Consider the following 24,980-nt stretch of genomic DNA (forward strand, 5'->3'; position numbering starts at 1 on the left):
TTAGTTATATAAGAAAATAAAAGGTTAGGATTTCTAGATTATAGTGCCTTTAGGAATTGTGGCCCCGCGTTTAATAACAACAATACCATCTCTTACGCAATATGTATCTGTTTCAGAATCCTCTAAATGCGGACCTCCTTTTATTCTAACATCATCACCAATGCGACAATTTTTATCAAGAATGCAGTTTTTTATGAAACAACGCTCGCCAATACCCATTAGGTTTTCAATTTTATTACTTTCCATATCTTCAAGAGATTCATAATAATCTGCCCCCATCATGTAAGTATTAATAACAGTAGATTCTTTACCAATTCTTGAACGAATACCAATAACTGATTTTTCAATTTTACCAGCACTGATAATACATCCTTCAGAAACTACAGCCTTGTCTAAAACAGTACCTGCAATTTTTGTGGTTGGTAACATTCTAGCGTGGGTATAAATACGTTTATCTTTATTGTATAAATCAAATTTAGGAATATCATCTGTTAAACCTAAATTGGCTTCAAAAAACGAATCTATTGTCCCTATATCGGTCCAATAGCCTTCGTATTGATAACTTAATGTTTTGTGAGAACCTATAGATTGTGGGATAATTTCTTTGCCAAAATCAATCGTATCTGGGTTTTTCATTAACTCGACTAATAAATCCTTATTAAAGATATAAATACCCATTGAAGCTAAATAGTTGCGTCCTTGGTCTTTCATATCATCACTTACTTCAGACGTCCAATCTGGCAATAAACTAGGATCTGGTTTTTCAATAAAAGAAGTTATAACACTTTCGTTATCAGCTTTAAGAATACCAAAACCAGGGGCATCTTTATCATTAACAGGAATAGTAGCAATAGAAATTTCAGCACCACTTTTTTCATGAGCTTCAATCATTTTATCATAATCCATCTGATACAATTGGTCTCCAGATAATATTAAAGCATATTCAAAATCGTGTTGTAAAAAATGATGCATACTTTGCCTTACTGCATCGGCAGTTCCTTGAAACCAAGTTTTACTCTCAGGAGTTTGTTCTGCAGCCAATACATCAACAAAAGCACTACTAAAAAAACTAAAGTGATAGGTGTTTTTAATATGCCTATTTAAACCAGCAGAATTAAACTGCGTTAAAACAAAGATACGTTTGATGTCTGCATTAAGACAGTTTGAAATAGGGATGTCAACTAATCGGTACTTACCTGCTATGGATACAGCTGGTTTTGAACGTCGATCTGTTAAAGGATATAGTCTTGAACCTTGACCACCACCTAGTATTATAGATAAAACTTTATTGTTAATCATATCTTTTAGTTTTTAGTTTGTTAATTTAATTAAACGAGTGTTTTATATAATGCTTCTACTTGTTTAGCAATAGCTACCCAGTCAAAATAATCTTCAACACGTTTTCTGCCATTTTTTGCCATAGTTTCTCTTAATGTTTTATCACCTATAACTTTATTTACTCCATTTGCTAAATCTCTTGAGAATTTATCAGGGTCAATGGGTTCAAAAGGTGCTTCGGTTTGTTGTTCTAAGGGTATTAAAATACCTGTTTCACCATCAACTACAACTTCTTTTATACCACCTACGGCACTGGCAACAACAGCAGTGTTACAAGCCATAGCCTCTATGTTAATAATGCCAAATGGCTCGTAAATAGAAGGACAACAAAAGACATCAGCATGAGAGTATAATTGTATAATCTCTTCTTTGGTTACCATCTTGTCAATCCATATAACATTATTACGAGTTTTTTTAACTTCGTTTACTGCATCTTCCATTTCTTTACCAATTTCCTTAGTGTCTGGTGCGCCAGCACACAACACAATTTGAGTATCAGAATCTATATACTTAATGGCATTTACAAGGTGAATAATACCTTTTTGACGGGTAATTCTACCTACAAAAAGAACATAAGGTTTTGTTTTATCTACACCGTATTCATCTAAAGTTGAACTTTCGCTTGTTTGAACATACTGCTGCAAATTAATGCCGTTGTAAATCACTTTAACTTTATTCTCATCTACATTAAAATGTTTTATAACATCTTCTTTAGTTTCTTCAGATACTGCAATTAAGGCATCAGCCATTTCTATGGCTGTTTTTTCAACCCATGATGAGGCATCGTAACCACGCCCTAACTGCTCCCGTTTCCAAGGCCGTAGAGGCTCCAGAGAATGAGTAGTGATAACTAATGGTGTGCCATAGCACAGTTTGGATACTATACCAGCAAAGTGAGCATACCAAGTATGGCAGTGCACAACGTCTGCATCTACAGCATCAGCATTCATGTGTAGCGCGGTGCTAAGAGTTTTAAAAACTGATTTGAGTTTATCATCTGAATTTGCAAAAACACCGTCATCAAATGGAAAGCCTTTCACACTTAAATTATCATTATCTGAGTCTTGATCACCAAAACATCTAACGTCTAACTCCATTAGCTTAGATAGTTCATCGGCTAAATATTCAACATGCACTCCAGCCCCACCATAAACGTAAGGAGGAAATTCTCTAGTGTAAAAAAGTGCTTTCATAAAAAATTATATGGTCGGTTTTAAGTCAAAATATCGTCAAAAGAAAGGCTTTTAACGATTACATTGTTCTTATTTAAGACATTACTTTTAAAAATTATTAATTCTATTTTTGAAAGGTGTAATCATTTGAAATATAATAAAGTACACCCTAATAGAATGTGAAATTGTTAATAACAATTTTGGCTTTTTTTGAACTGTACTCATGAATTTTAAACGATTAAAGCATAGTATTTTTAGGCTTTCTGGCGGCTTGTATAATTTGTGCAAACGCCAGAGATGTAATTTACAAAATAAATTATTAACAATTTGAGGATGAAATATTTTTACATAAAAAAGAGTGTTTTTTCGATAACAAGAAATTATTAATAAAAATCTTGAAGTAAAGATTAAAACCATTGCAGAAAATTAATGGTTTTTTTCAAATTGATGAAGAAAATTTAAAATAGCTATTGTAAACTAAATTATATGTTTTTCTTCTCATAACTATCTCAAGACCCTGTCAATTCCTAAGATCTATCACTTCTAAGTTTTTTATTCTAGACAGGTTTGTGGTATTGTTAAATTTATAAGAAAAGATTCTTTATAGGTAGTCAGAGATTTTTAATTAAATCTAAAAACAACCAATTCAACCCTTTTTTAACCCAATTTAAAAAATATTAGTTTTCTAATGCGGTCTTTTTTTAGAGTTTTACAGTATCAAAAAACGAACACTTATGAAATCAACAATCAATTTTATTTTAATTCTTTTTTCTTGCATATTTTCTAGTAATGCACAAAACACTATTTCTGGAACTATAAAAGAATCTAATGGTCGTGTTTTAGAGTTTGCTAATGTGATACTCTATAATGCAGATACCAAGGATGTAATTACGGGTGTAATTTCTAATGATGAAGGAATTTATCTTTTTAAAGATGTTGCAAGAAGCAAATATTACATTGAAGTATCTACATTAGGTTTTAAAACAGAAAAATCAGAAATTTTTGAATTAAGTAACAACAAAACACTAGACTTTACTTTAGAAGAAGAAACACAAGTATTAAATGAAGTTGTTGTAAAAAGTAAGCGACCAGTAATTAGGCAAACCGCTGAAAAACTTGTGGTGGATTTAGAAAAATCCGAAATGATAAATTCCAATTTACAGGATGTCATAAAACGAGTTCCAGGGATTGTGGTAACCAACAACGGTATCAACTTTGCTGGAAGAAGCGATGTTAGAATTCTAATAAACGGTAAGACAACAAATTACATGGATATGAGAACATTACTTCAAGACTTACCTGCGGATAATATAGCACAAGTAGAGCTTATAGAGCAACCAGGAGCAGAGTTTGAGGCTGAAGGCTCAGGGCCAATTATCAATATTATTTTAAAGAAAAACATAAAATTAGGAACGCACGGAAGTGTAAATGCTTGGGTTGGTGAAGATGAAGGTATCGAGCATGGCACAAGCTTTTCAATAGCTAGCTACAAAAACAAACTAAATTGGCAAGCTAATATTGGGCAATCTAGCCCAACATGGCGAGATGATTTGTTTATTACACGTAGAGTGCAAGACCCCAATTCGTTAGAAGAAACAGTATATGACCAAGCCACCATAGAACCATATGACCCAAAAACTTTTAGACTTGGAGGAGGTTTAGATTATTATATAAACGAAAAACATTCTATTGGTTTCAGTACACGCTACATTAACACTAATTCAGATAGGATATCTAGAAGTAACACATCAATTTCTTCGCCAAGTTTTAATGAAATGCTAGTGTCGCAAAACTCTTTTGATAGAGAAAGAAAGACTTTTAATATTAATCCATATTACGAGTTTAAAACAGAAGGGCATAAGTTTGTTGCAGATTTTAATTATGTAAACTTTACAAATAATAATATTGATGAGGTATTTGCTGCTAATGGCAACACAGTTCCGTTTACCAACCAGAGGTATTTGCAAGATGGTGAGTTTACAATTAATACGTATAAGGTAGACTATATTAGAACATTTTCTGATGATTTAAAACTAAGCTTAGGGAGTAAACTTGCGGTAGTAGATACTGATAGTGATTTAAAGTCGTTTACCCAAAATGAAACTACCAATGAGTTTGATTTTCAAGAAAGTAACAGCAATCGTTTTTTAATTGATGAAACCATTTTTGCGGTATACACTAAATTAAACGCTAAATTTGGAAAATGGTCTTTTTCTGGAGGTTTACGTTTTGAGGATAGTGATACAGAAGGTGTTTCAACCAATGCCAACGATAGTAGAACAAGAAAGATTACAAGATTCTTTCCCAGTGCTTCAATTAGTAGAAAGATAAATGAAAATTTAGGCGCAAATATTGCTTACAGTAATCGTATAAGAAGACCTTCGTATAATAGTTTAAATTCATTTGTACAGTTTTATGATCCCTTAACATCTGAGGTTGGAAACCCAAGTTTAAAACCATCGTTCACCAATAATTATCAATTTAATTTAACCTTTGATAGTCAACCGTTTTTTACAATAGCTTACAGCGAAACTAAAGACGATTTGTTCTTATTCATTTCACAAGATGATCAAACCGCTCAAATAAGTCGTACTACAATCAATTTATCAGAAAGAAGAAACTGGAATTTTAGACTTTTTGGCCCTCTAGATTTCATAAAAGGTGTGGAAGGATTTACAGGGTTTATAGTAGATTATAATGAGTTTCAATCTTTCGATTTAAACCCGCAATTAAAACTCTCTAAGTGGAATTATGGTTGGTACACTCAAGCCAGTTATGAAATGCCTTGGGAGGTTAACGCAGAAATGTCCAGTTATTTTGGTTCTGGTGCTTTAGAAGGACAAATAGATGTAGGGTGGATTGGTAATTTGAGCTTCTCCTTTGGTAAAAAGTTCATGGATGATAGATTAAAAGTAAATTTAGGCATCAATAAAGTTCTAAATAGAGGCTTTGTAGGAACCGTAAATTACGATAATATTGATGCGGATATTGAAAGTAACGGCTCAAGACAAAATGTACAATTAAGGTTAGCTTATAGTTTTGGTTCTAAGTTTGGAAAAAAGAAGAGTAGAAGAAATTCTTCAAGTGAAGAACAAAACAGAATTGAAGACAATAATTAAGATGCTAACAAAAAACAACTTAATAATGTATACAGTTGCTATTATAGCAGCCACATTTTTAACGTTCTTTTTTCACGAAATGAGTCACTGGATTGCTTATGAGTTATTGGGATATGATGCCGGTTTTACGCTCAATACATCTAGTTTAAAAAATTCGAAAATTGAGCTTTCAAAAACTCAAAGAATTATAACTAGCGGTTCGGGTCCATTATTTACAATTTTACAAGCTGTTGTTTTTTATTTTATTTTAAAGAAAAGGAATAATTTAATGCTATACCCGTTTTTATTCCTTCCTTTTGTAATGAGGTTTGGTGCAGGAATAGCCAATGTTTTTCAACCTAATGACGAAGGTAGAATTAGCTTATACATGGGTTTAAATTTATATGCATTATCTTTTATTGTTGTTTCTTTCTTGTTCTTTTTAGTTTATAAAACCTCAAAAAGAGAGAAACATGAAATAAAAACTAATATTTTTACTTTCATAATGGCACTATTACTAATCCTTTTAATAAGCTACTTGGATAATAAATTTAATTTAAGATTTATCTAATGAATACCAAATTAAACAAATCCGATTTTATTATTCTAGCAGTATACTTTTTAGTATCCTTTAGTATACAAGCTATAGATTATCATGATAGAGGAGCCTTCCTTATAGAATATTTAGTTGATTTTCCAGCACAAATTATAGCTATCTGTGGTACTATTTTTGTATTCGTATTTTGGTTAATTCCAAAATTTGTAAATAATAAAAAGAAGTATTTACGCTTTGGGGTATTTGGTATATTAACCCTTATTGCCTTTACAGCTTTTGAATATACTATTGGTTTTTGGTCTGGTAATAACGACTGGAATAAATACCCAAAAGGATTAAATTTTATAATTCGTATGATAAATCAGGGGTCTATGCAAACCGCTTTTCCGTTTGCATTATTACTAACCAAAAAATTCTACGAAGGGCAAAACCAATATTTAATAATTGAAAAACAACAAAAGGAGAACGAGCTTAAATTACTACGCTCTCAAATAGACCCGCATTTTTTATTTAATAATCTGAATACCTTAGACTCTTTAATAGATAGTAATACTGAAAAAGCTAAGGAATACATTAACCGATTGTCGTTAATATACAGATACCTTATTCAAACCAAGGATGCTGAGGTTATGGAGCTTTCCAAAGAAATAGAATTAGCCGAAAACTATATATTTTTAATAAAAACGCGTTTTGAAAACGATTACGATTTCAAAATAAATATTAAAACTCAAATTGAAGATAAATTTATTCCCACAGGAGCTTTACAAGCGCTGCTAGAAAACGTGGTAAAGCACAATAAACCCCAAAACGCAAAAGAGATTAAAGCAGAAATTATTATAGAAGATGACGTTTTAAGAGTCATTAACACCAAGTCTGACACAAAATCTAAAAACGAGTCTTTCGGAACAGGTTTAGAGAACTTAAAAACACGGTATCAATTACTTTCAGATAAAGAAGTTATTATTATAAATACAGATAAAGAATACCATATTTCCATTCCAATTATTAAACTTATAGAATAATAGTTAAGATGAAAATTTTAATTTTAGAAGACGAAATACCAGCATACAAAAAGCTTCAAACCTTTGTAAATGAATATTTTAAAATTGAAGTAGCTCACGATTGGGCGCGATCAAATAAGGATGCAAAAACGTTTCTTGAAAAGCACGAATACGATTTTATACTGTCAGATATTCAGCTTTTGGATGGCATTTCGTTTGATTTGTTTAATGATATAGACATATCAGCTCCAATCATTTTTTGCTCTGCGCATGATGAGTATCTCTTTCAAGCCTTCAACACCAACGGTATTGCATATATTTTAAAACCATATACCAAATTAGATTTCCAAAAGGCCATAGAAAAGTATCAGGCATTATTTAATCAAGGCGATTACAGCACATTAAATAAGCAAACCATAACTGAACTAAAATCTGCTTTAAAAGAAGAGCATACTAATTATAAAAAACGCTTTGTTATCAAAAAAGCAAAAGGCATTCAGTTGCTAAATGTATCAGACATCAACCTCATCGAAGCCTCAGGAGATTTTTGCATCGCTACAGATAATGAGGGAAAACGGCACACTATTTCGCAAAACCTAGGGTCTATTCACCAACAGTTGCACCCCAATAAATTTTTTAAAATTAACCGTAGTGAAATTATAAACATAGACTATATCGAGAATATAGAAAGCCATTTCAAGAATAGATTACTTATTAAAATGAGCAATATAAAAGAAAAAGTAATGACGAGTTCTTCTACAACCTCTGATTTCAGAAAGTGGTTAGAGCAATAAGTTTTTGAGCGTTACCCACAAGGGGTCGGGCTTTCCGTTATATCTTTTTAAAAACGTCATTGTGAGGGAGTAACGACCGTAACAATCTCTCAAATTAAAGTTTCCAAGAAAGTCATTTTCCTTAAGGTTTTAAAAAGGATGCCACTGCAATCCCTAACGCGACCATCTGCCAAAGCCGATGTTTAATCATTCAACTTCAACACCGCCATAAACGCCTGTTGCGGAATCTCTACATTACCTACTTGACGCATACGTTTTTTACCTTTTTTCTGTTTTTCCAGAAGTTTACGTTTACGAGAAATATCACCACCGTAACATTTTGCAGTTACATCTTTACGTAAAGCTTTTACAGTTTCTCTAGATATAATTTTGGCACCAATGGCTGCCTGTATTGGAATATCAAATTGTTGACGCGGTATAAGTTCCTTAAGCTTTTCACACATTTTCTTACCAATATTATGCGCATTATCGGCATGTATTAAAGCAGAAAGCGCATCAACGGGTTGTGCATTTAATAACACATCTAAACGCACTAATTTTGATGTTTTCATACCTATTGGATGATAATCAAAAGACGCATAACCTTTTGAAACTGTTTTTAATCTATCGTAAAAATCGAAAACAATTTCAGCTAATGGCATTTCAAAAATCAACTCAACACGTTCTGGTGTTAAATACGTTTGGTTAATAATCATACCACGCTTTTCAATACACAACGACATCACATTACCAACAAAATCAGATTTTGTAATGATGGTGGCTTTAATATATGGCTCTTCAACGCGATTCACTGAAGAAGGTTCTGGTAAATCAGAAGGGTTATTTACAATAAATGCTTCGTCAGGATTTTTATTTGTGTAAGCATGGTATGATACGTTGGGAACCGTCGTAATCACAGTCATATCAAATTCACGTTCTAAGCGCTCTTGAATAATTTCCATGTGTAACATACCTAAAAAACCACAACGGAAACCAAAACCTAAAGCCGCAGAACTTTCTGGAGCAAATACTAAAGAGGCATCGTTTAATTGTAGTTTCTCCATAGAATTACGAAGTTCCTCGTAATCTTCAGTATCCACAGGATAAATACCAGCAAAAACCATCGGTTTTACATCTTCAAACCCTTCAACAATGTTGGTAGTTGGTTTTGCAAAGTCTGTAATGGTATCTCCTACTTTTACTTCCTTTGCTGTTTTTATACCAGTAATAAGGTACCCAACATCACCAGTTTTTACACTCTGTTTTGCAACTTGATTAAGTTTTAAAGTACCAACTTCATCAGCGTAATAATCTTTATCTGTTGCAACAAATTTTATGTGTTGTCCTTTTTTAATTTCACCGTTAAATACTCTAAAATAGGTTTCAATACCTCTAAACGTATTGTAAACAGAATCAAAAATCAAAGCTTGAAGCGGTGCCTCCGGATCGCCTTTCGGGGCAGGAACACGGTCTATAATAGCTTCTAAAATCTTATCTACACCAAAGCCTGTTTTCCCGCTGGCGTGAATTACTTCCTCAGGGTCGCAACCTAATAAATCAACGATATCATCCGTAACTTCTTCTGGATTTGCACTAGGTAAATCAACCTTGTTTAAAACTGGGATAATTTCCAAGTCATTTTCTAAGGCTAAGTATAAATTAGAAATGGTTTGTGCTTGAATACTCTGTGCAGCATCAACAATTAAAAGCGCACCTTCGCATGCTGCGATAGATCGTGATACTTCGTATGAGAAATCAACGTGACCAGGCGTGTCAATTAAATTTAAAATATACTTTTCGCCATTAAGTTCATAGTCCATTTGTATGGCGTGCGATTTTATGGTAATACCGCGCTCGCGCTCTAAATCCATACTATCTAATAATTGAGCTTGCTGTTCCCTTGCCGTTACAGATCCTGTATAATCCAATAAACGATCGGCAAGCGTACTCTTACCATGATCAATATGCGCAATAATGCAAAAATTTCTGATGTTCTTCATAGTCAATAATCGTCATAAAAAAAGACCTCGCAAAGATATAGGTTTTTAGTGGAGTTTTATGTGTTACAAGCCTCTGGTTTTTAAATCCCAATAAGTGTTTAGTATTTTAGCAAAAACTCAGTTGTAAAAATGATTAAAAACAAAGAAGATTTTATCACTAAAACGCACATGATTATCTCTGTTTTAATTGTTGTACCAATAGCTTTTATCTATGGATTTAATCCAGATACTCAATTCAATATTCATTTAAATACCATAGATGAACATAATGCTTTCAAAGCCATAATGGGCTTATATCTGGGCTTTTCAATACTTTGGGTTTTAGGAATTTTTCAAAAGAAATATTTAAAACTCGCTTTAGTAAGCAACATGATTTTTATGCTCGGATTAGGTTTTGGGAGATTGTTAAGTTTAGCCTTAGATGGCACCCCAACATTTGCCTATGTATTTGGAACTTTTGGAGAATTAGTTTTAGGATTTTATGGCGCTTGGGTGTTAAAAACCCGCTATTAAAGCACCACAAATACCCAAGCTAATAATTAGATATACTACAGCTAGAATAAATAAAACCTTAGCAGCTTTTTTGTTTTTTTTAAGTAGAAACGCTCCTATTATGGCTAATAAAATTGCAGGCCCAAACATAATGGCAACAATCATTAAGAGTAAACCATCAAAATTCATATTCGGACCTAAAAGTAATACCATATTTATCATTTTAAATCAGCATTGAGCCGCAAATGCCTAAACCAATAATAGCATAAACTGCGGTTATAATTAGTAGAATATTTGAAGCTTTTTTATGTTTTCGTCTTATTGCAATACCAATAATTAAAAGTATTAGTGGCACACCAAATGCTAAAAAAAACAATAAAATAATATACCAACCTAAAGCAGAACTCTCTAATAGCATGTTATGTATCATATGTTATTTCTTAACGCTTCCAACCGCTGCTTCTTATCATCCCGATAAAACAAATTCATAGTTTCAAACGGAATAATTTTATTGTCTTTATCCACAATATGCACACACGATTTTTTTATGGCGCGCACATCAAAGTTGTAAGCATCAATAAATTGCATGATAATAATACGAAATAAATTGTCGTAACCTAAGTTTGGCGCATCAATATTTGGCAAGCAACACATAATGCTTTTTAGGTTTTCTTCGGCAACTTCCACGGAATTTCCTGTGCTAAACAGTTCAATCATTTTTCCATGTAGCTGTTCGTCTTGCTCATAAATAATGGTGTTTTTGCTGTTATCCAACAAATCATTGGGGTTAATATATCGCGTTAATGGAAACACCTCTTCGTCCAATTTCAACGCATAACCCATTACCAAAGCATCCGGATTACAAGGTACGGGCAACAAATCGTCTGAAGTAAAAATATCGGTTTGTTCCATAATTTTGCGGCGAACTTCGGTAAGCGTCATTCTGTCCGTCTCAGGATTAAAATGCTCTAAGCGTCCCGCAATTTGCGTAGGCTGTAGCGTTACACCACGCACACACTTTTGTTGCAATGCGTAATTAATAATTTTTCCAATTTCATGGTCGTTTAAGCCTTTTTGGAGCGTAACAACCAAAGTTGTAGAGAGGTTTACAGCATTTAAATTCGCAATAGCCTGTTCCCTAATATGGTTTAAATCAGCACCACGCAATTCTTGCAACACGCTGTTTTCAAACGAGTCAAACTGTAAATAAATTTCAAAATCTGGTGCGTAAGTTTTAAGGCGTTTGGCAAAAGCAATATCCTTCGCAATTTTAATGCCGTTGGTATTCAACATTAAATGCCTAATAGGTAGCGATTTCGCATAATCCATAATCTCCCAAAACTGTGGATGAATCGTTGGTTCTCCGCCCGAAATTTGCACCACATCAGGCTCCTTTTCATTCCTAACAATAGTATCAAGCATTGCTTTCACCTCGTCTAAAGTGCGATGTCTCCCGTATGTTGGCGATGACCCCGCATAACACGTGGGGCAGGTTAAATTACAGCGGTCAGTAACCTCCACAACCGTAAGGCACGAATGCTGCTCATGATCTGGACACAACCCACAATCATATGGGCAGCCGTAATGCGTTTTCGTATTAAAAGCATACGGCGTTTCACTTGGCTTGTTGTAATTTCTAATGCTTTTGTAGTAGGCAATATCGTCGGCAATCAACACTTTAGAATTCCCGTGCTCATTACAGCGTTTTAGCATATACACATTACCGTTTTCAAATACAATTTTTGCATCCACGCGCTTTAAACACTCAGGACATAAACTTAAAGTAAAATCGTAATAGGTGTATTTTCTTGTTGGCATAGTTTTATTTTTATTTGGGCGTTACCTTCGCTCATACCTACAAGGTTTTTTAATGAAACCTTGTAGGATCGCTTCGGTCGGGCTTTCCGCTATATCTTTTTAAGGCGTCATTGCGAGGCGTTTACGCGGTGGCAATCTTTTTAAATAATTAGTCTAAAATCAAAATTAGGTTTTAATAGCCTTAAAAAGGATGCCGCTGCAATCCCTAACGCGGGCTTCTTTGCTATCTATGTTTCTCAAGAGGGTTTTTATATTTATTTTGGATGAGTTCGTTTACCGTGTTTGTATATGGTTTGTTGCGTAGTTTAAGCACTAAATTTAGCAAATAAAAACCGAATAGAAAATCCGCGAGGATTTTCGTAAGTAGGCTAGAACTAGCAATAAATTATATACGGTGTTAGCAACTGGGCTTTATATATTTATCTGTTTTTCAAATTCAGTTTTATATTCCAAATATTCCTTTTCTGTTGCGATTTCAATTCCTCTTTTAGCAAATTCAGTCGCTTTTGAATTGTCGCCATATTTACTCCAATATTTAAAAAGAAAATACACAACTCCAATCTCAAATTTTCCAGAAATTCGTTTTGTATAAAAGTCAGGAAAATTCATATATTTTTTAGTGTCTACATTTCGGACATATTCTTGGTGGTTCTTAAATTCGTTGAAAAAATCCATTCCACAAGACTCAAATAGTTTCCAAATATCATTTACAGTTTCGATGTTTTTTTCAGGCTTTTCATTAAAAATCCAAAACCAAACATTCATATTATTATCCAAAATTTTATGAGGTGATAAACGACGAATAAATTCCGAATTTTCTTGTTTTACAAATCTTGGCTTGATTTCAGTTTCTTCGTTAGGATATTTAATTCCCTTGAACTTAATCATTAAATCAACTTGAATTGCTCCACCAACTTTATAAGTCCAAAAGTTTACACATTCAATATAATCCTCTTGTTCTCTGTAATAATTAAAGTCCCGACCTTTAAATCCGATTTCTTTTATTTTCGAAGCAAAATGGTCATTTACATAAACTTTAAAATCTTTACTCGTTATTGGCTGTTTTCCTTTGTAAATGCTTTTCGGAAGTTCCGACATTCCTAGTCCAATTGGATATTTGGTTGATGCTCTATTTTTAAATAAATTCCTAAACATTTTATTATTCTCGATGTTCGTTTTGCCTTGTTGCTAATGGCTTAAGGATATGCGTCGTTTTAATGACTTATATCCGACGGTAAACGAAGTTATCATTTTTTCTGACAAAGTCAAGGTACAATCACATCATACTACATTCAATTTTTAATTACTTTAACTATTGTGTTCCCGTAGTAAAGTAAACAAACCACACATAAAATTTGAATCGTACTCAATCCAAACACAAAAAACACATTCGGTTTTAAAAATTCAATCCAAAATCGAAACGCAAAGTATAAAATCATAAACCATTTAAAGAGGTCGCCATTTGATAATTCTCTATGTTTTTGGAGCCATTTCAAACCAAAGAATAACATTATTAAAAACGCCAATTCATATAATGACGTTGGATGTCTCAGTAAACCATCGCCCAAATCCATTCCCATAAAAAAAGAGGTTTCTTTGCCATAGGTAAACTCGTTGATTCCAGATAAAAAGCAACCAATGCGCCCAATAAAAATCCCCAAAATAATAGGAAATACAAACAAGTCTCCCGAAGATTGGGTTTCACCTATAATTTTTTTGGCCAATTCTACACCTAAAAGTCCACCAAATAAACCACCCATAATGGTTTTGGTATTTAGTAGTTGCAGGATGTTTTGTTGCGATAATTCAAACACAGGGTTCTCTAAAATTCCAACTAGCCGTGAGCCAATTAAAGCGCCCAAAGCAGCCCCAAGAATAATAGACAAGCGGTTGTTAGATGAAATAGTGTCGCTGCGTTTTCGCCTTAAAATCACATAATATCTAAACGCTACAAAAAACGCCAAATATTCTAAAACCAGATGAATGTTTATGTTATAGCCGAATAGTTGAGGCTCGAAAGGAATTTGCAATAGTTCATTTTTTTATAAATATAAATGAATTTTACTCAGACCTGTCAGGTTTTTAAAACCTGACAGGTGTTTTAACTAAAAAAACTTAATTTTGTTCAAAAATTAATCTAGCTTGGTAAAAATAGACACTATAGAACTTGGTGAATTTCCGTTGCTTTTAGCACCGATGGAAGATGTTAGCGATCCGCCGTTTAGAGCCTTATGTAAAGAGCAAGGTGCCGATGTTGTGTATACTGAGTTTGTGTCTAGCGAAGGCTTAATTCGTAACGCCGCCAAAAGCGTTATGAAGTTGGATATTTATGAAAAAGAACGACCAGTAGGCATACAAATATTTGGAGCAAATTTAGATAGTATGCTACAAACCATAGATATTGTTGAGCGTTCTAAACCCGACATTATCGACATTAATTTTGGATGTCCCGTAAAAAAAGTAGTGAGTAAAGGCGCAGGCGCAGGTATTTTAAAAGACGTCTGCCTTATGGAAAAACTTACTGCTGAAATGGTAAAACGCACCAATATACCAGTAACGGTAAAAACACGTTTAGGGTGGGACCACGATTCTATAAAAATTGTTGAGGTTGCAGAGCGTTTGCAAGATGTAGGCATAAAATCTATCGCAATTCATGGGCGTACGCGTGCGCAAATGTATAAAGGCAGTGCCGATTGGAAACCCATTGCTGCCGTAAAAAACAATCCACGTATGCACATTCCTGTATTTGGAAATGGCGATGTAGATACGCCCGAAAAAGCAGCTTTAATGCGCGATGAATTTGGATTAGATGGCGCCATGATTGGTCGTGCTAGTATAGGCAACCCTTGGTTTTTTAAACAGGTAAAACACTATTTTAAAACAGGCGAACATTTAGCCCCAATTTCTTTAGAAGCCCGTGTAGAAGCAGCGCGCCGCCACTTGCAAATGTCTATCGACTGGAAAGGTGAGGTGTTAGGTGTTTTTGAAACCCGTCGTCATTATACCAACTATTTTAAAGGCATTCCACACTTTAAGGAATACCGCATGAAAATGGTTACTTCAGACCACTCTAAAGATGTGTTTGCAGCTTTTGATGAGGTGTTAGATAAGTTTGCAGGCTACCAGTTTACAGTATAAATGTGCTGTAAACAAAGCCCAAAAATGTTTAGATACGATTTACAAATAGCATTAGTACATTTAGTTGTGCAACTATGTACTATTAAAATTAGAACTTATGCGTCATTTTTATACTTTCATTTTAATTATAAGTTTTACATATAATTATAGTGCACAAGCACAAAAAGATACAATGCGATTTTCTGTAGATCATTATGCTATTAATGTTTCAGATTTGCAACGTAGTGTTGACTATTATCAGTTGGTTTTTGGCATAAAAGAAATCTACAATGGTACTGAAAAGAAACATATTAGATGGTTTCGATTGGGAGACCAACAAGAACTACATATTATTGCTGTAGAGTCATTAAAATTGCAGATACCTAAAGGTGTGCATTTAGCATTAACTACTGCAGATTTATCTTTATTTATTAAACATTTAGAAGTATTAAAAATTACGTACTATGATTGGCCTGGGAAGAAAGGATCTGTGTCAGTAAGACCAGATAAGGTAAAACAAATATACATTCAAGATCCTGATGGGTATTGGATTGAAATAAACGATGGAGAAAAGCGCTTTAAATAATATACAACGCAGATAAGCTATGTTAAACGCCTAATATTAGAAAGTAAAAATAGCTGGTGTATCGATACCTAGAGAAATGCCTATGACGGTTATGTATATTTGTGAAACTTATACGCTTTTAAAAGCAATTAGTATTAAGGTACGCAAAGATTCTGTTGGAAAGGTTTTAGCAAATAAGATAAGTGTAAATTAAGAATTCTAACGTTAGCAAGTGCACCCCACGAGAAGGATTGCAGCGGCATCCTTTTTGCGAGGATAAGCACAGAAGTTAAAAAATTTATTAGGATTGGGCTAATAATAATTAGATTTCAAAACAAGTTGAGGACACTTTGCAAAAAGATATAGCGGAAAGCCTGTTTGCCATTTTTTTGAAATGGCAACTCGCCCAAATGCTTTATAATTGTTGTACTAAAGTTTTTGTGATTCGAACAGATGCGATTTTTGATGCTACAATACCTAAAACAGAAATAGTTAAGAATACGATGAAAAAATTTTCGACCTTAATGGTTATAGGATAGGGTAGCGTTGGAGTTATCATGACTAAGCTGAATACTTTTTGAAGTGCGGTGATGATAAGGGCTAGAACTAAACCCATTAAACCTCCAATAACGCTCATTAAACTACCTTGGAAAAAGAAAATTTTACGAATGTCTTTTACTGTGGCGCCAATATTGAAAAGAGTATTTAAACTCTGTTTTTTATCGAGAATCATCATGATTAACGATCCGATGACGTTGAAAAATGCAATAATAAGCACAAGCGTAAAAATAAGGTAAACGGCTAAGTTTTCGGTGTTTAGCATTTTGTAAAGGGCATCGTTTAATTGCGCTCTATTTTTTAAGATAACTTTGTCTCCTAAAATAGCTTTAATGTTATTTTTTACTTGGTTTTCATCTGCACCATCATTCAGTTTAAACTCGATAGATGAAATTTGATTAGACTCGTAGTTAAGAAGGTTTTTAGCTAAATCTATGGGTGCAAAAATATAGGTGTCATTTAGGGTTTCATTGATATAAAAGACACCAACGTTGATAGCTTTTATACTATTAAATGCATTTTTTGTAGATGTTATTTGCCCTTTTCCAGGTTTAGGCACATAAATAGTTAAGGGTTTTGTAAAATTTAAAACACCCAGTGATAAACTGTTTGAAATACCCCAACCTACAACAAGCTGATTTGATTTTTGCTCGAACCAACTACCATAATCTAGCGTTGAATCTACGGCAACAACGTTTTGAAAATGTTCGTCGACACCTTTTATTACGGCTAACGTGTTTTTATCATCGGAGGCTAAAAAAACACGTTCTTCTACAATTTTAGAGAAGTTGACAATGTCTTTTAAGTTTTCAAGTCTAGAGATTTCTTCTTGGGTTAGGAAAAAGGATTTTCCTAAGGCTGCTTCTGCTTTTAAATCAGGGTCAACCTGACTTGTAAATTGCAATGTAAAATCTTTCAAGCCTGCGAAGCCAGATAAAACAATAAATAAAGATGCAGAACCTAAAATAACACCTATTAAAGCAATGTAGGTTATAAAATTAATAGCATTGTTAGTGCTTTTTGAACGTAAATATCGCTTTGCTATGTGAAGAGGGAAGCTCAATAGGGCTACGATTTTTTTCTTTTATCTAGAATATCTGGATTTTTAATAGGGTTTTCGTCACCTTTTAAAGATTTCTCTATTTGGTCTATATATTCCAATGAGTCATCAATAAAAAATTCCAAATTAGGCATACGTCTCAATTGATTTTTAGTACGTTGTGCTAATTCATGACGGATTAAGGGCGTATTAGATTTAATACCTTCTAATAATTCGAGACCTTTATCATTTGGGAAAATGCTTAAATATACTTTTGCAACACCCAAATCTACAGTAACTTTTACTTTAGTAACTGAGATTAAAATACCGCGCATACCACCTTGGGTTGCTGCACCTTGTAAAACATCAACTAAATCGTGTTGTAAAACCGAAGCTATTTTTTTCTGTCTTTGACTCTCTTCCATATCATATAGCTTTAATTCTTGCTATGTTGCAAAAATAACGGATATTTAAAGATAATGTTACTTTTATGAGTGATTTTCATATCTTAATGGTAAAATTAGCATGATGAACAAAATTGAACATATAGGAATAGCGGTTAAGAATCTCAAAGATTCCAATGAATTATTTTATAAACTTTTTGGAGAACCACATTATAAAATTGAAGCTGTTGAAAGTGAAGGTGTAAATACATCGTTTTTTCAAGTTGGTGAAAATAAAATTGAGTTGTTGGAAGGCACAAAAGAAGATAGCTCAATTACAAAGTTTATTGAGAAAAAGGGTGAAGGGATTCACCATATCGCTTTTGATGTTGATGATATTGAATCTGAGATAAAGCGCCTTAAAAATGAAGGTTTCAAGGTGTTAAATGAAACTCCAAAAAAGGGTGCTGATAATAAGTTGATAGCTTTTTTACATCCAAAATCGTCAAATGGTGTTTTAATTGAGTTATGTCAAGAGATTAGGGAATAAATTTCTTGTAGAGTTTTAAGAAATATAGTAATATTGCACACTCTTATTTTTAAGAGGATTACATTTTATGTAATGGGGCCTATAACTCAGTTGGTTAGAGTATCTGACTCATAATCAGAAAGTCCCTGGTTCGAGCCCAGGTGGGCCCACTTTTAAAGAAAAAAGCCTTTCGTTTTTTATGAAAGGCTTTTTTATTTTCTTCAGATATATTTTATTTTAATCAATACAATGATATCCAATAACTAACGTTTGATAACTAAAAGTTTCAAATAACAAAAGTGCAAAATGGAACTAGGTGAATAATATAGTTTAATTTTATATCGAATTATATATATTTGCTATGTAAAAGAAAAGTGAGGGATTAATTTTACACCTAAAATGTTTTTTGGATAATATGTTAACAAATGTTTATCCTAAATAAAAAAACTGCATTTTATCGATGATTTTTAACACTTCATGGATGTTTTTTGATGCAAAAGTTCGTAAATATTTTGTAAACTCGCTTTTTTTTATACATTTGTGACCCCATGATGATACAAAATAAAAGAATAATTGCCTCAATCTTATTTGTATTAATAAGTTTTGTATGCGTAGCCCAAATTCCTGGATCGGGACCTCCTCCTCCAGGACCACCGCCACCAAGAGGATTTCCTATAGATGGGGGAGTGCTTTATGGTATTGCTTTTGCGTTATTTTATGGGGTTAGAAAACTTTTATTAAAACGTGGATAATTGAGATTACTTATTTAACTCAATAAGTTTAGCCACATATTTCCCTAAAACATCAAACTCTAGATTTACAATCGTTCCTTTTTTAAGGGTATGAAAGTTGGTATGTTCATAAGTATAAGGTATAATGGCAACACTAAATGTGTTTTTTTGCGAATTCACAACCGTTAAACTTGTCCCATTAACTGTAACAGATCCTTTTTCTATGGTTATGTTATTTAAAGTGCTATCATATTCAAAAGTAAAAACCCAGCTTCCATTTTCTTCTTTAACATTGGTGCATATAGCGGTTTGATCTACATGACCTTGAACAATATGGCCATCTAGTCTATCTCCTAGTTTCATAGCACGTTCAAGATTTACTTTATCACCAATTTGCAAATTATTAAGACTTGTTTTGTCTAATGTTTCTTTTATCGCAGTTACTGTATATTCATCACCATTAATGTTAACTACAGTAAGACAAACGCCATTATGTGCCACACTTTGGTCAATTTTCAACTCAGATGTTATTTTGCTTTTTATCGAAATATGAAGATTATCTAATTCAGCTTTCAAATTCGAAATAACACCTATATCTTCAATAATTCCTGTAAACATTCAATTCTTTATTTAATTAGTTAAATTTGCAATCAAAATTACGAACAAAAGTTGTCATTTTTAATGAAGCAGGAAGAAAATATAATAGTAGGAATATCTATAGGAGACTTAAATGGTATTGGTAGTGAAATCATTTTAAAAACGTTTGAAGACTCTAGGGTTTTAGACTTTTGCACACCTGTAATTTTTGCATCAATAAAAACAATGTCTTTTTTTAAATCGCATTTTAGTTCTAAAATTAACTTTCATAGCATTAACAATTTTAATCAATTAAGTCATGGAAAAGTTAATGTGTTTAATTGTTGGAACGAATCTGTTAATATTGAGTTTGGTAAAGAAGACACTAAGATAGGAGCCTTTGCAATTAAATCATTAGAGCTAGCAACTAAGGCATTAAAAAATAATGATATTAATGTTTTGGTAACTGCACCAATAAATAAACACAATATTCAATCTGAAGATTTTAAATTCCCAGGGCATACAGATTATCTGGCGCAAGAATTAGAAGGTGAAAGCTTAATGTTCATGATAACTGATACGTTAAGAGTAGGCTTACTTACAGATCATGTTCCTGTTAAAGATGTATCAACACATATAACATCTGAATTAATTGAAGAAAAAATAAACACAGTTTATGGGTCTTTGAAGAAGGATTTTAAAATTCAAAAACCAAAAATTGCTGTTTTAGGAATTAATCCACATACTGGAGATAACGGAGTTATTGGAAGTGAAGATGATGATGTATTGCGACCTACTTTACAAAAAATAAAAGAAGATGGAAAATTAGTTTTTGGTCCTTATGCGGCTGATAGCTTTTTTGGATCAAACAATTACAAAAACTTTGATGCCATAATTGCGTCTTATCACGATCAAGGTTTGATACCCTTTAAAACATTATCATTCGGACAAGGTGTAAATTATACGGCTGGATTGAATAAAGTAAGAACATCACCTGATCATGGAACAGCTTACGAAATAGCAGGAAAAGGAAATGCTGATGAAAACTCTTTCAAAGAAGCTGTATTTAGTGCTATAAAGATTTACAGGAATAGGTTAAGTTATGAACAACTTACAGCAAATCCACTCCAAAAAGCACCTAGAAAAGACAGACGTTAAAACTCTGATTTTTAATTAATACCTGTAATTTTTTTTAGCAAAAGAAGCATGAGTAAAAAAATGTTTATAACTCATGCTACCTAAATAAAAATTTATATATTTGCAGGCTCAAAATAGATGTGATAATGAAGCTATTGAAAGAGTTTACAATCCCATTTGTAGGATTAAAAATAGGAAAACATCATTTTGAGTATAAAGTAGAGCAAGCGTTCTTTGAACATTTTGAGTATGAAGATTTTAATGATGTAAATATTAATGTAAATCTTGTTTTAGAAAAAAAGACAACATTATTAGAATTACATTTTAAAATTTCTGGTTGGGTTAATGTAAATTGTGATTTAACAAACGAACCTTATAATCAAACGATTGAAAACGAGTTTGACTTAGTGGTTAAGTTTGGAGATGAGTATAACGATGAAAATATTGATATTCTTATTATACCTCACGGTACCTACGAGATTAATATTCAGCAGTATATTTACGAGTTAGTTATACTTGCTGTTCCAATAAAAAGGATTCACCCAGGAGTTGAAGATGGTACATTAGATTCAGAAATACTTGATAAATTAGAAGAGTTAAGCCCAAAGCTTAAAAAAAATAAAGACAAAGAAGAGGAAATTGATCCTCGTTGGAATACATTAAAGAAATTATTAACGGATAAATAAACATATAAAATGGCACATCCTAAAAGAAAAATCTCGAAAACAAGAAGAGATAAAAGAAGAACGCATTACAAAGCAACTGCGCCACAGATTGCTACATGCCCTACAACAGGTGAAGCTCACTTATATCACAGAGCACACTGGCATGAAGGAAAATTATACTACAGAGGTCAAGTATTAATTGATAACTCTGAAGAAGTAGAAAACGTAGCATAAATAGTTATGCTCACCTATATAAAACGCTCATTCTATGAGCGTTTTTTTTATGAAATACTTTTTCTAATTAACAAAAACATGTAATTTGTACATTATTAGACCAAAATTTAGTAGTTTTCGTGAAATTTTGAGCATTTTTGCTCAATTTTAATGTTTTTTGGTCAAATTAACTTTAAAGGTATGGGTAAAATCTCAGCAGCTATTACCGCTGTAGGTGCTTATGTGCCAGATTATGTATTAACCAATCAAATTCTTGAGACGATGGTTGATACAAATGACGAATGGATTACCTCAAGAACAGGAATCAAAGAACGCCGAATTCTTAAAGAAGAAGGTAAAGGAACATCTTACTTAGCTATAAAAGCAGCTCAAGACTTAATAAATAAAAAGGGTATAGACCCAAAAGATATAGAACTTGTTATAGTTGCTACTGCAACTCCAGACATGAAAGCAGCTTCTACAGCTTCATTTACAGCTTCTGAGATTGGTGCTGTAAATGCGTTTTCCTTTGATATGGATGCGGCTTGTTCTAGCTTTTTATACGGTATGTCTGTAGCCTCAACCTATATTGAATCTGGGCGTTATAAAAACGTACTTCTTATCGGAGCCGATAAAATGTCTTCTATCATAAATTATAAAGACAGAGCAACTTGTATCATCTTTGGGGATGGTGCTGGTGCTGTTTTATTTGAACCAAACGAAGAGAATCTTGGGCTTCAAGATGAATATTTAAGAAGTGATGGAACAGGTAGAGAGTTTTTACAAGCTACTTATGGTGGCTCATCTCATCCACTAACTGCCGAAATTTTAGAACAAGGCGGGCACTGTGCTTTTCAAGAAGGAAGAACGGTATTTAAAAATGCTGTTTTTAACATGGCTGATGCTACGGCTAAAATTTTGGAACGCAATAATTTGAATAAAGATACAGTAGATTGGTTAGCAGCACATCAAGCGAACAAACGCATTATTGATGCTACAGCACAACGTATCAATTTGGACGAGGATAAAGTGATGATGAATATTCATAAGTATGGAAACACTACATCAGCAACGTTACCATTACTTTTAAGCGATTACGAATCACAACTTAAAAAAGGAGATAATGTTATTTTCGCTGCTTTTGGTGGCGGATTTAATTGGGGAGCTTCATATTTAAAATGGGCTTATAATTCAAAAAACTAACCACTAATTAATAGTAAAACTATGGATTTAAAAGAGATTCAAAACTTAATCAAGTTTGTTGCTAAATCTGGAGCAAGTGAGGTTAAATTAGAAATGGATGATATAAAAATCACCATCAGAACAGGATCGGATTCGGATACAACAATAGTTCAACAAGTTCCTGCTGCACAAATTCCACAACAAGTTATTACAGCAGCGGCTCCGTTAGCAGAAGCTCCAGCGGCACCAGCAGCATCTGAAGCAGCTCCAACAGCATCTGAAGATTCAAAATATATTACAATCAAATCACCAATAATTGGTACATTCTACAGAAAACCATCTCCAGATAAACCTTTATTTGTTGAGGTAGGGCAAACCATTGCTGAGGGCGATGTACTTTGTATCATTGAAGCAATGAAACTTTTCAATGAAATTGAATCTGAAGTTTCAGGGAAAATTGTAAAAATATTAGTTGATGATTCATCTCCTGTAGAGTTTGATCAACCACTATTCTTAGTAGACCCATCATAACCTATTAAAAATTCCAATACACAAATCTCGAAATCCAATATTTGGAATTTGGCGATTGGAATTTGAAATTTTTAATTCAAGATGTTATGTTTAAAAAAATATTAATTGCCAATAGAGGAGAAATAGCACTTCGTGTTATTAGAACCTGTAAAGAAATGGGTATAAAAACAGTAGCTGTATATTCTACTGTTGATGAAGAAAGTTTACACGTCAAATTTGCTGATGAGGCGGTTTGTATTGGACCTCCTGCAAGTAGCGAATCTTATTTAAAAATGTCCAATATTATATCTGCAGCTGAAATAACAAACGCAGATGCTATACATCCAGGATATGGATTTCTATCAGAAAACGCCAAGTTTTCAAAAATTTGTGAAGAGCATGGAATAAAATTCATCGGTGCTTCTGCAGAAATGATTGATAGAATGGGAGATAAAGCCAATGCAAAAGCGACCATGAAAGCGGCTGGTGTTCCATGTGTACCAGGGAGTGATGGCATTATTGAAACCTTTGAAGACTGTAAAAGAGTTGCTAAAGAAACAGGTTATCCTGTTATGCTAAAAGCTTCAGCAGGTGGTGGAGGTAAAGGGATGCGCGCGGTTTGGAAACCTGAAGATTTGCAAAACGCTTGGGAATCTGCAAGAACAGAATCTAAAGCTGCCTTTGGAAATGATGATATGTATATGGAAAAACTTATTGAAGAGCCACGACATATTGAAATTCAAATTGTTGGGGATTCTCGAGGGAAAGCATGTCACTTATCAGAAAGAGATTGCTCGGTTCAACGTCGTCATCAAAAATTAACAGAGGAAACACCATCGCCTTTCATGACAGATAAGCTTCGTGAAGAGATGGGGTTAGCAGCAGTAAGAGCATCAGAATACATCAAATACGAAGGTGCAGGAACCGTTGAGTTTTTAGTAGATAAACACCGTAATTTCTACTTTATGGAGATGAATACACGTATCCAGGTAGAGCACCCAATTACAGAACAAGTTATTGATTTCGATTTAATTCGTGAACAAATTTTGGTTGCTGCAGGTGTGCCAATTTCTGGTAAACACTATACACCAAAATTACACTCTATAGAATGTAGAATTAACGCAGAAGACCCTTACAATGGATTTAGACCGTCACCAGGAGTTATTACAACCTTACACGCTCCAGGTGGGCACGGTATTCGTTTAGATACACATGTTTACGCAGGTTATGCCATTCCGCCTAACTACGATTCTATGATTGCTAAGTTGATTACAACAGCACAAACTAGAGAAGAAGCAATTAATAAAATGAAACGTGCGCTCGATGAGTTTGTTATAGAAGGTATAAAAACCACAATTCCTTTTCACAGACAACTCATGGATCATCCAGATTATTTAGCAGGTAATTACACCACAAAATTCATGGAAGATTTCGAGATGAAACAAGATGAAGAATAAATAATAAAGTCCCGATGTAAGTCGGGATTTTTTTTTTGGCGTTACCCAAAAGGGTCGGGCTTTCCACTGT

26 protein-coding genes and 1 tRNA gene are annotated in these 24,980 nt (G+C 33.3%); 16 read left to right on the forward strand and 11 right to left on the reverse strand.

Annotated elements, in window-relative coordinates; all coding sequences use genetic code 11:
• Positions 1-33 precede the first annotated feature (33 nt).
• Both Q0772_RS04675 and glgA read right to left on the reverse strand, forming a co-directional pair.
• Complete coding sequence (locus Q0772_RS04675; RefSeq protein WP_298340876.1) at positions 34-1,299, reverse strand: glucose-1-phosphate adenylyltransferase; 1,266 nt, start codon at positions 1,297-1,299, stop codon at positions 34-36.
• A gap of 29 nt (positions 1,300-1,328) precedes the next feature.
• Positions 1,329-2,531, reverse strand: coding sequence for a glycogen synthase (gene glgA / locus Q0772_RS04680; protein ID WP_298340878.1), 1,203 nt, complete (start codon positions 2,529-2,531; stop codon positions 1,329-1,331).
• A 713-nt stretch (positions 2,532-3,244) separates the two neighbouring features.
• On the opposite strand from glgA, the gene Q0772_RS04685 reads away from it, so the two are divergent.
• The 4 genes from Q0772_RS04685 to Q0772_RS04700 are packed head-to-tail and all read left to right on the forward strand — an operon-like array spanning position 3,245 to position 7,959.
• Positions 3,245-5,629: an outer membrane beta-barrel protein gene (locus Q0772_RS04685; protein ID WP_298340880.1), complete on the forward strand. Its 2,385-nt coding sequence runs from the start codon at positions 3,245-3,247 to the stop codon at positions 5,627-5,629.
• A 25-nt stretch (positions 5,630-5,654) separates the two neighbouring features.
• Positions 5,655-6,179 carry a hypothetical protein gene (locus tag Q0772_RS04690; protein WP_298340882.1) on the forward strand — a complete coding sequence of 175 codons (525 nt, stop codon included), beginning with the start codon at positions 5,655-5,657 and terminating at the stop codon, positions 6,177-6,179.
• Complete coding sequence (locus Q0772_RS04695) at positions 6,179-7,186, forward strand: histidine kinase (RefSeq protein WP_298340884.1); 1,008 nt, start codon at positions 6,179-6,181, stop codon at positions 7,184-7,186. Before Q0772_RS04690 ends, Q0772_RS04695 begins: the two co-directional genes overlap by 1 nt.
• A gap of 8 nt (positions 7,187-7,194) precedes the next feature.
• Positions 7,195-7,959, forward strand: coding sequence for a LytTR family DNA-binding domain-containing protein (locus tag Q0772_RS04700; protein WP_298340886.1), 765 nt, complete (start codon positions 7,195-7,197; stop codon positions 7,957-7,959).
• 182 nt (positions 7,960-8,141) lie between these two features.
• Here Q0772_RS04700 and lepA read toward each other — a convergent pair whose 3' ends face one another.
• Positions 8,142-9,938 (reverse strand): translation elongation factor 4, encoded by a 1,797-nt coding sequence (gene lepA / locus Q0772_RS04705; RefSeq protein WP_298340888.1) that lies wholly within the window; start codon positions 9,936-9,938, stop codon positions 8,142-8,144.
• A gap of 129 nt (positions 9,939-10,067) precedes the next feature.
• Here lepA and Q0772_RS04710 point away from each other — a divergent pair, with 129 nt between their 5' ends.
• A complete protein-coding gene (locus Q0772_RS04710) occupies positions 10,068-10,451 on the forward strand; it encodes a DUF4345 domain-containing protein (protein WP_298340890.1) in 384 nt (127 codons plus the stop codon).
• On the opposite strand, the gene Q0772_RS04715 is transcribed toward Q0772_RS04710, so the two are convergent.
• The 5 genes from Q0772_RS04715 to Q0772_RS04735 form a co-directional block, all read right to left on the reverse strand.
• Positions 10,434-10,643 (reverse strand): hypothetical protein, encoded by a 210-nt coding sequence (locus tag Q0772_RS04715; RefSeq protein WP_298340892.1) that lies wholly within the window; start codon positions 10,641-10,643, stop codon positions 10,434-10,436. The genes Q0772_RS04710 and Q0772_RS04715 overlap by 18 nt on opposite strands.
• A gap of 10 nt (positions 10,644-10,653) precedes the next feature.
• Positions 10,654-10,860 (reverse strand): hypothetical protein, encoded by a 207-nt coding sequence (locus Q0772_RS04720; RefSeq protein ID WP_298340894.1) that lies wholly within the window; start codon positions 10,858-10,860, stop codon positions 10,654-10,656.
• Positions 10,857-12,248 (reverse strand): radical SAM protein, encoded by a 1,392-nt coding sequence (locus Q0772_RS04725; RefSeq protein WP_298340896.1) that lies wholly within the window; start codon positions 12,246-12,248, stop codon positions 10,857-10,859. The genes Q0772_RS04720 and Q0772_RS04725 overlap by 4 nt, the downstream gene beginning before the upstream one ends.
• 411 nt (positions 12,249-12,659) lie before the next feature.
• On the reverse strand, positions 12,660-13,403 hold the full coding sequence (locus tag Q0772_RS04730) for a DUF4304 domain-containing protein (RefSeq protein ID WP_298340898.1): 744 nt from the start codon (positions 13,401-13,403) through the stop codon (positions 12,660-12,662).
• A gap of 137 nt (positions 13,404-13,540) precedes the next feature.
• Positions 13,541-14,278, reverse strand: a complete 738-nt coding sequence (locus Q0772_RS04735) for a prolipoprotein diacylglyceryl transferase family protein (RefSeq protein ID WP_298340900.1) — start codon at positions 14,276-14,278, stop codon at positions 13,541-13,543.
• A 112-nt stretch (positions 14,279-14,390) separates the two neighbouring features.
• Between Q0772_RS04735 and dusB the strand changes: the two genes are divergently transcribed.
• Both dusB and Q0772_RS04745 read left to right on the forward strand, forming a co-directional pair.
• Positions 14,391-15,386 carry a tRNA dihydrouridine synthase DusB gene (gene dusB, locus Q0772_RS04740; protein WP_298340902.1) on the forward strand — a complete coding sequence of 332 codons (996 nt, stop codon included), beginning with the start codon at positions 14,391-14,393 and terminating at the stop codon, positions 15,384-15,386.
• A gap of 97 nt (positions 15,387-15,483) precedes the next feature.
• Positions 15,484-15,951 (forward strand): VOC family protein, encoded by a 468-nt coding sequence (locus Q0772_RS04745; protein ID WP_298340905.1) that lies wholly within the window; start codon positions 15,484-15,486, stop codon positions 15,949-15,951.
• Positions 15,952-16,345: 394 nt separating this feature from the next.
• Here the strand turns inward: Q0772_RS04745 and Q0772_RS04750 are convergent, their stop codons facing one another.
• Complete coding sequence (locus Q0772_RS04750) at positions 16,346-17,551, reverse strand: FtsX-like permease family protein (protein WP_298340907.1); 1,206 nt, start codon at positions 17,549-17,551, stop codon at positions 16,346-16,348.
• A 5-nt stretch (positions 17,552-17,556) separates the two neighbouring features.
• Positions 17,557-17,952, reverse strand: a complete 396-nt coding sequence (rbfA, locus tag Q0772_RS04755) for a 30S ribosome-binding factor RbfA (protein WP_298340909.1) — start codon at positions 17,950-17,952, stop codon at positions 17,557-17,559.
• 103 nt (positions 17,953-18,055) lie between these two features.
• Here rbfA and mce point away from each other — a divergent pair, with 103 nt between their 5' ends.
• The 3 genes from mce (at position 18,056) to Q0772_RS04770 (ending at position 19,191) form a co-directional block, all read left to right on the forward strand.
• Positions 18,056-18,460 (forward strand): methylmalonyl-CoA epimerase, encoded by a 405-nt coding sequence (gene mce / locus Q0772_RS04760; protein ID WP_298342407.1) that lies wholly within the window; start codon positions 18,056-18,058, stop codon positions 18,458-18,460.
• 75 nt (positions 18,461-18,535) lie between these two features.
• Positions 18,536-18,609, forward strand: a tRNA-Ile gene (locus Q0772_RS04765).
• Between the two features lie 378 nt (positions 18,610-18,987).
• A complete protein-coding gene (locus tag Q0772_RS04770) occupies positions 18,988-19,191 on the forward strand; it encodes a PID-CTERM protein-sorting domain-containing protein (RefSeq protein ID WP_298340911.1) in 204 nt (67 codons plus the stop codon).
• 6 nt (positions 19,192-19,197) lie between these two features.
• Here Q0772_RS04770 and Q0772_RS04775 read toward each other — a convergent pair whose 3' ends face one another.
• Positions 19,198-19,788 (reverse strand): riboflavin synthase, encoded by a 591-nt coding sequence (locus Q0772_RS04775; protein ID WP_298340913.1) that lies wholly within the window; start codon positions 19,786-19,788, stop codon positions 19,198-19,200.
• A 63-nt stretch (positions 19,789-19,851) separates the two neighbouring features.
• On the opposite strand from Q0772_RS04775, the gene pdxA reads away from it, so the two are divergent.
• From pdxA to accC, 6 genes are all read left to right on the forward strand, one after another.
• The gene (gene pdxA / locus Q0772_RS04780; protein WP_298340914.1) at positions 19,852-20,904 is read left to right on the forward strand and encodes a 4-hydroxythreonine-4-phosphate dehydrogenase PdxA; all 1,053 of its coding nucleotides are present in this window, start codon (positions 19,852-19,854) and stop codon (positions 20,902-20,904) included.
• 125 nt (positions 20,905-21,029) lie between these two features.
• The gene (locus Q0772_RS04785) at positions 21,030-21,569 is read left to right on the forward strand and encodes a DUF177 domain-containing protein (RefSeq protein ID WP_298340916.1); all 540 of its coding nucleotides are present in this window, start codon (positions 21,030-21,032) and stop codon (positions 21,567-21,569) included.
• Positions 21,570-21,578: 9 nt separating this feature from the next.
• Entirely contained in the window at positions 21,579-21,782 is a 204-nt protein-coding gene (gene rpmF, locus Q0772_RS04790; RefSeq protein WP_034042489.1) for a 50S ribosomal protein L32, read from the forward strand.
• Between the two features lie 180 nt (positions 21,783-21,962).
• Positions 21,963-22,964: a beta-ketoacyl-ACP synthase III gene (locus Q0772_RS04795; RefSeq protein WP_298340921.1), complete on the forward strand. Its 1,002-nt coding sequence runs from the start codon at positions 21,963-21,965 to the stop codon at positions 22,962-22,964.
• Positions 22,965-22,985: 21 nt separating this feature from the next.
• A complete protein-coding gene (gene accB, locus Q0772_RS04800; protein WP_298340923.1) occupies positions 22,986-23,474 on the forward strand; it encodes an acetyl-CoA carboxylase biotin carboxyl carrier protein in 489 nt (162 codons plus the stop codon).
• 86 nt (positions 23,475-23,560) lie between these two features.
• Positions 23,561-24,910, forward strand: coding sequence for an acetyl-CoA carboxylase biotin carboxylase subunit (accC, locus tag Q0772_RS04805; RefSeq protein WP_298340925.1), 1,350 nt, complete (start codon positions 23,561-23,563; stop codon positions 24,908-24,910).
• The last annotated feature ends 70 nt before the right edge of the window (positions 24,911-24,980 follow it).

This window comes from uncultured Algibacter sp. (assembly GCF_947490405.1).
Lineage (GTDB): Bacteria > Bacteroidota > Bacteroidia > Flavobacteriales > Flavobacteriaceae > Algibacter_B.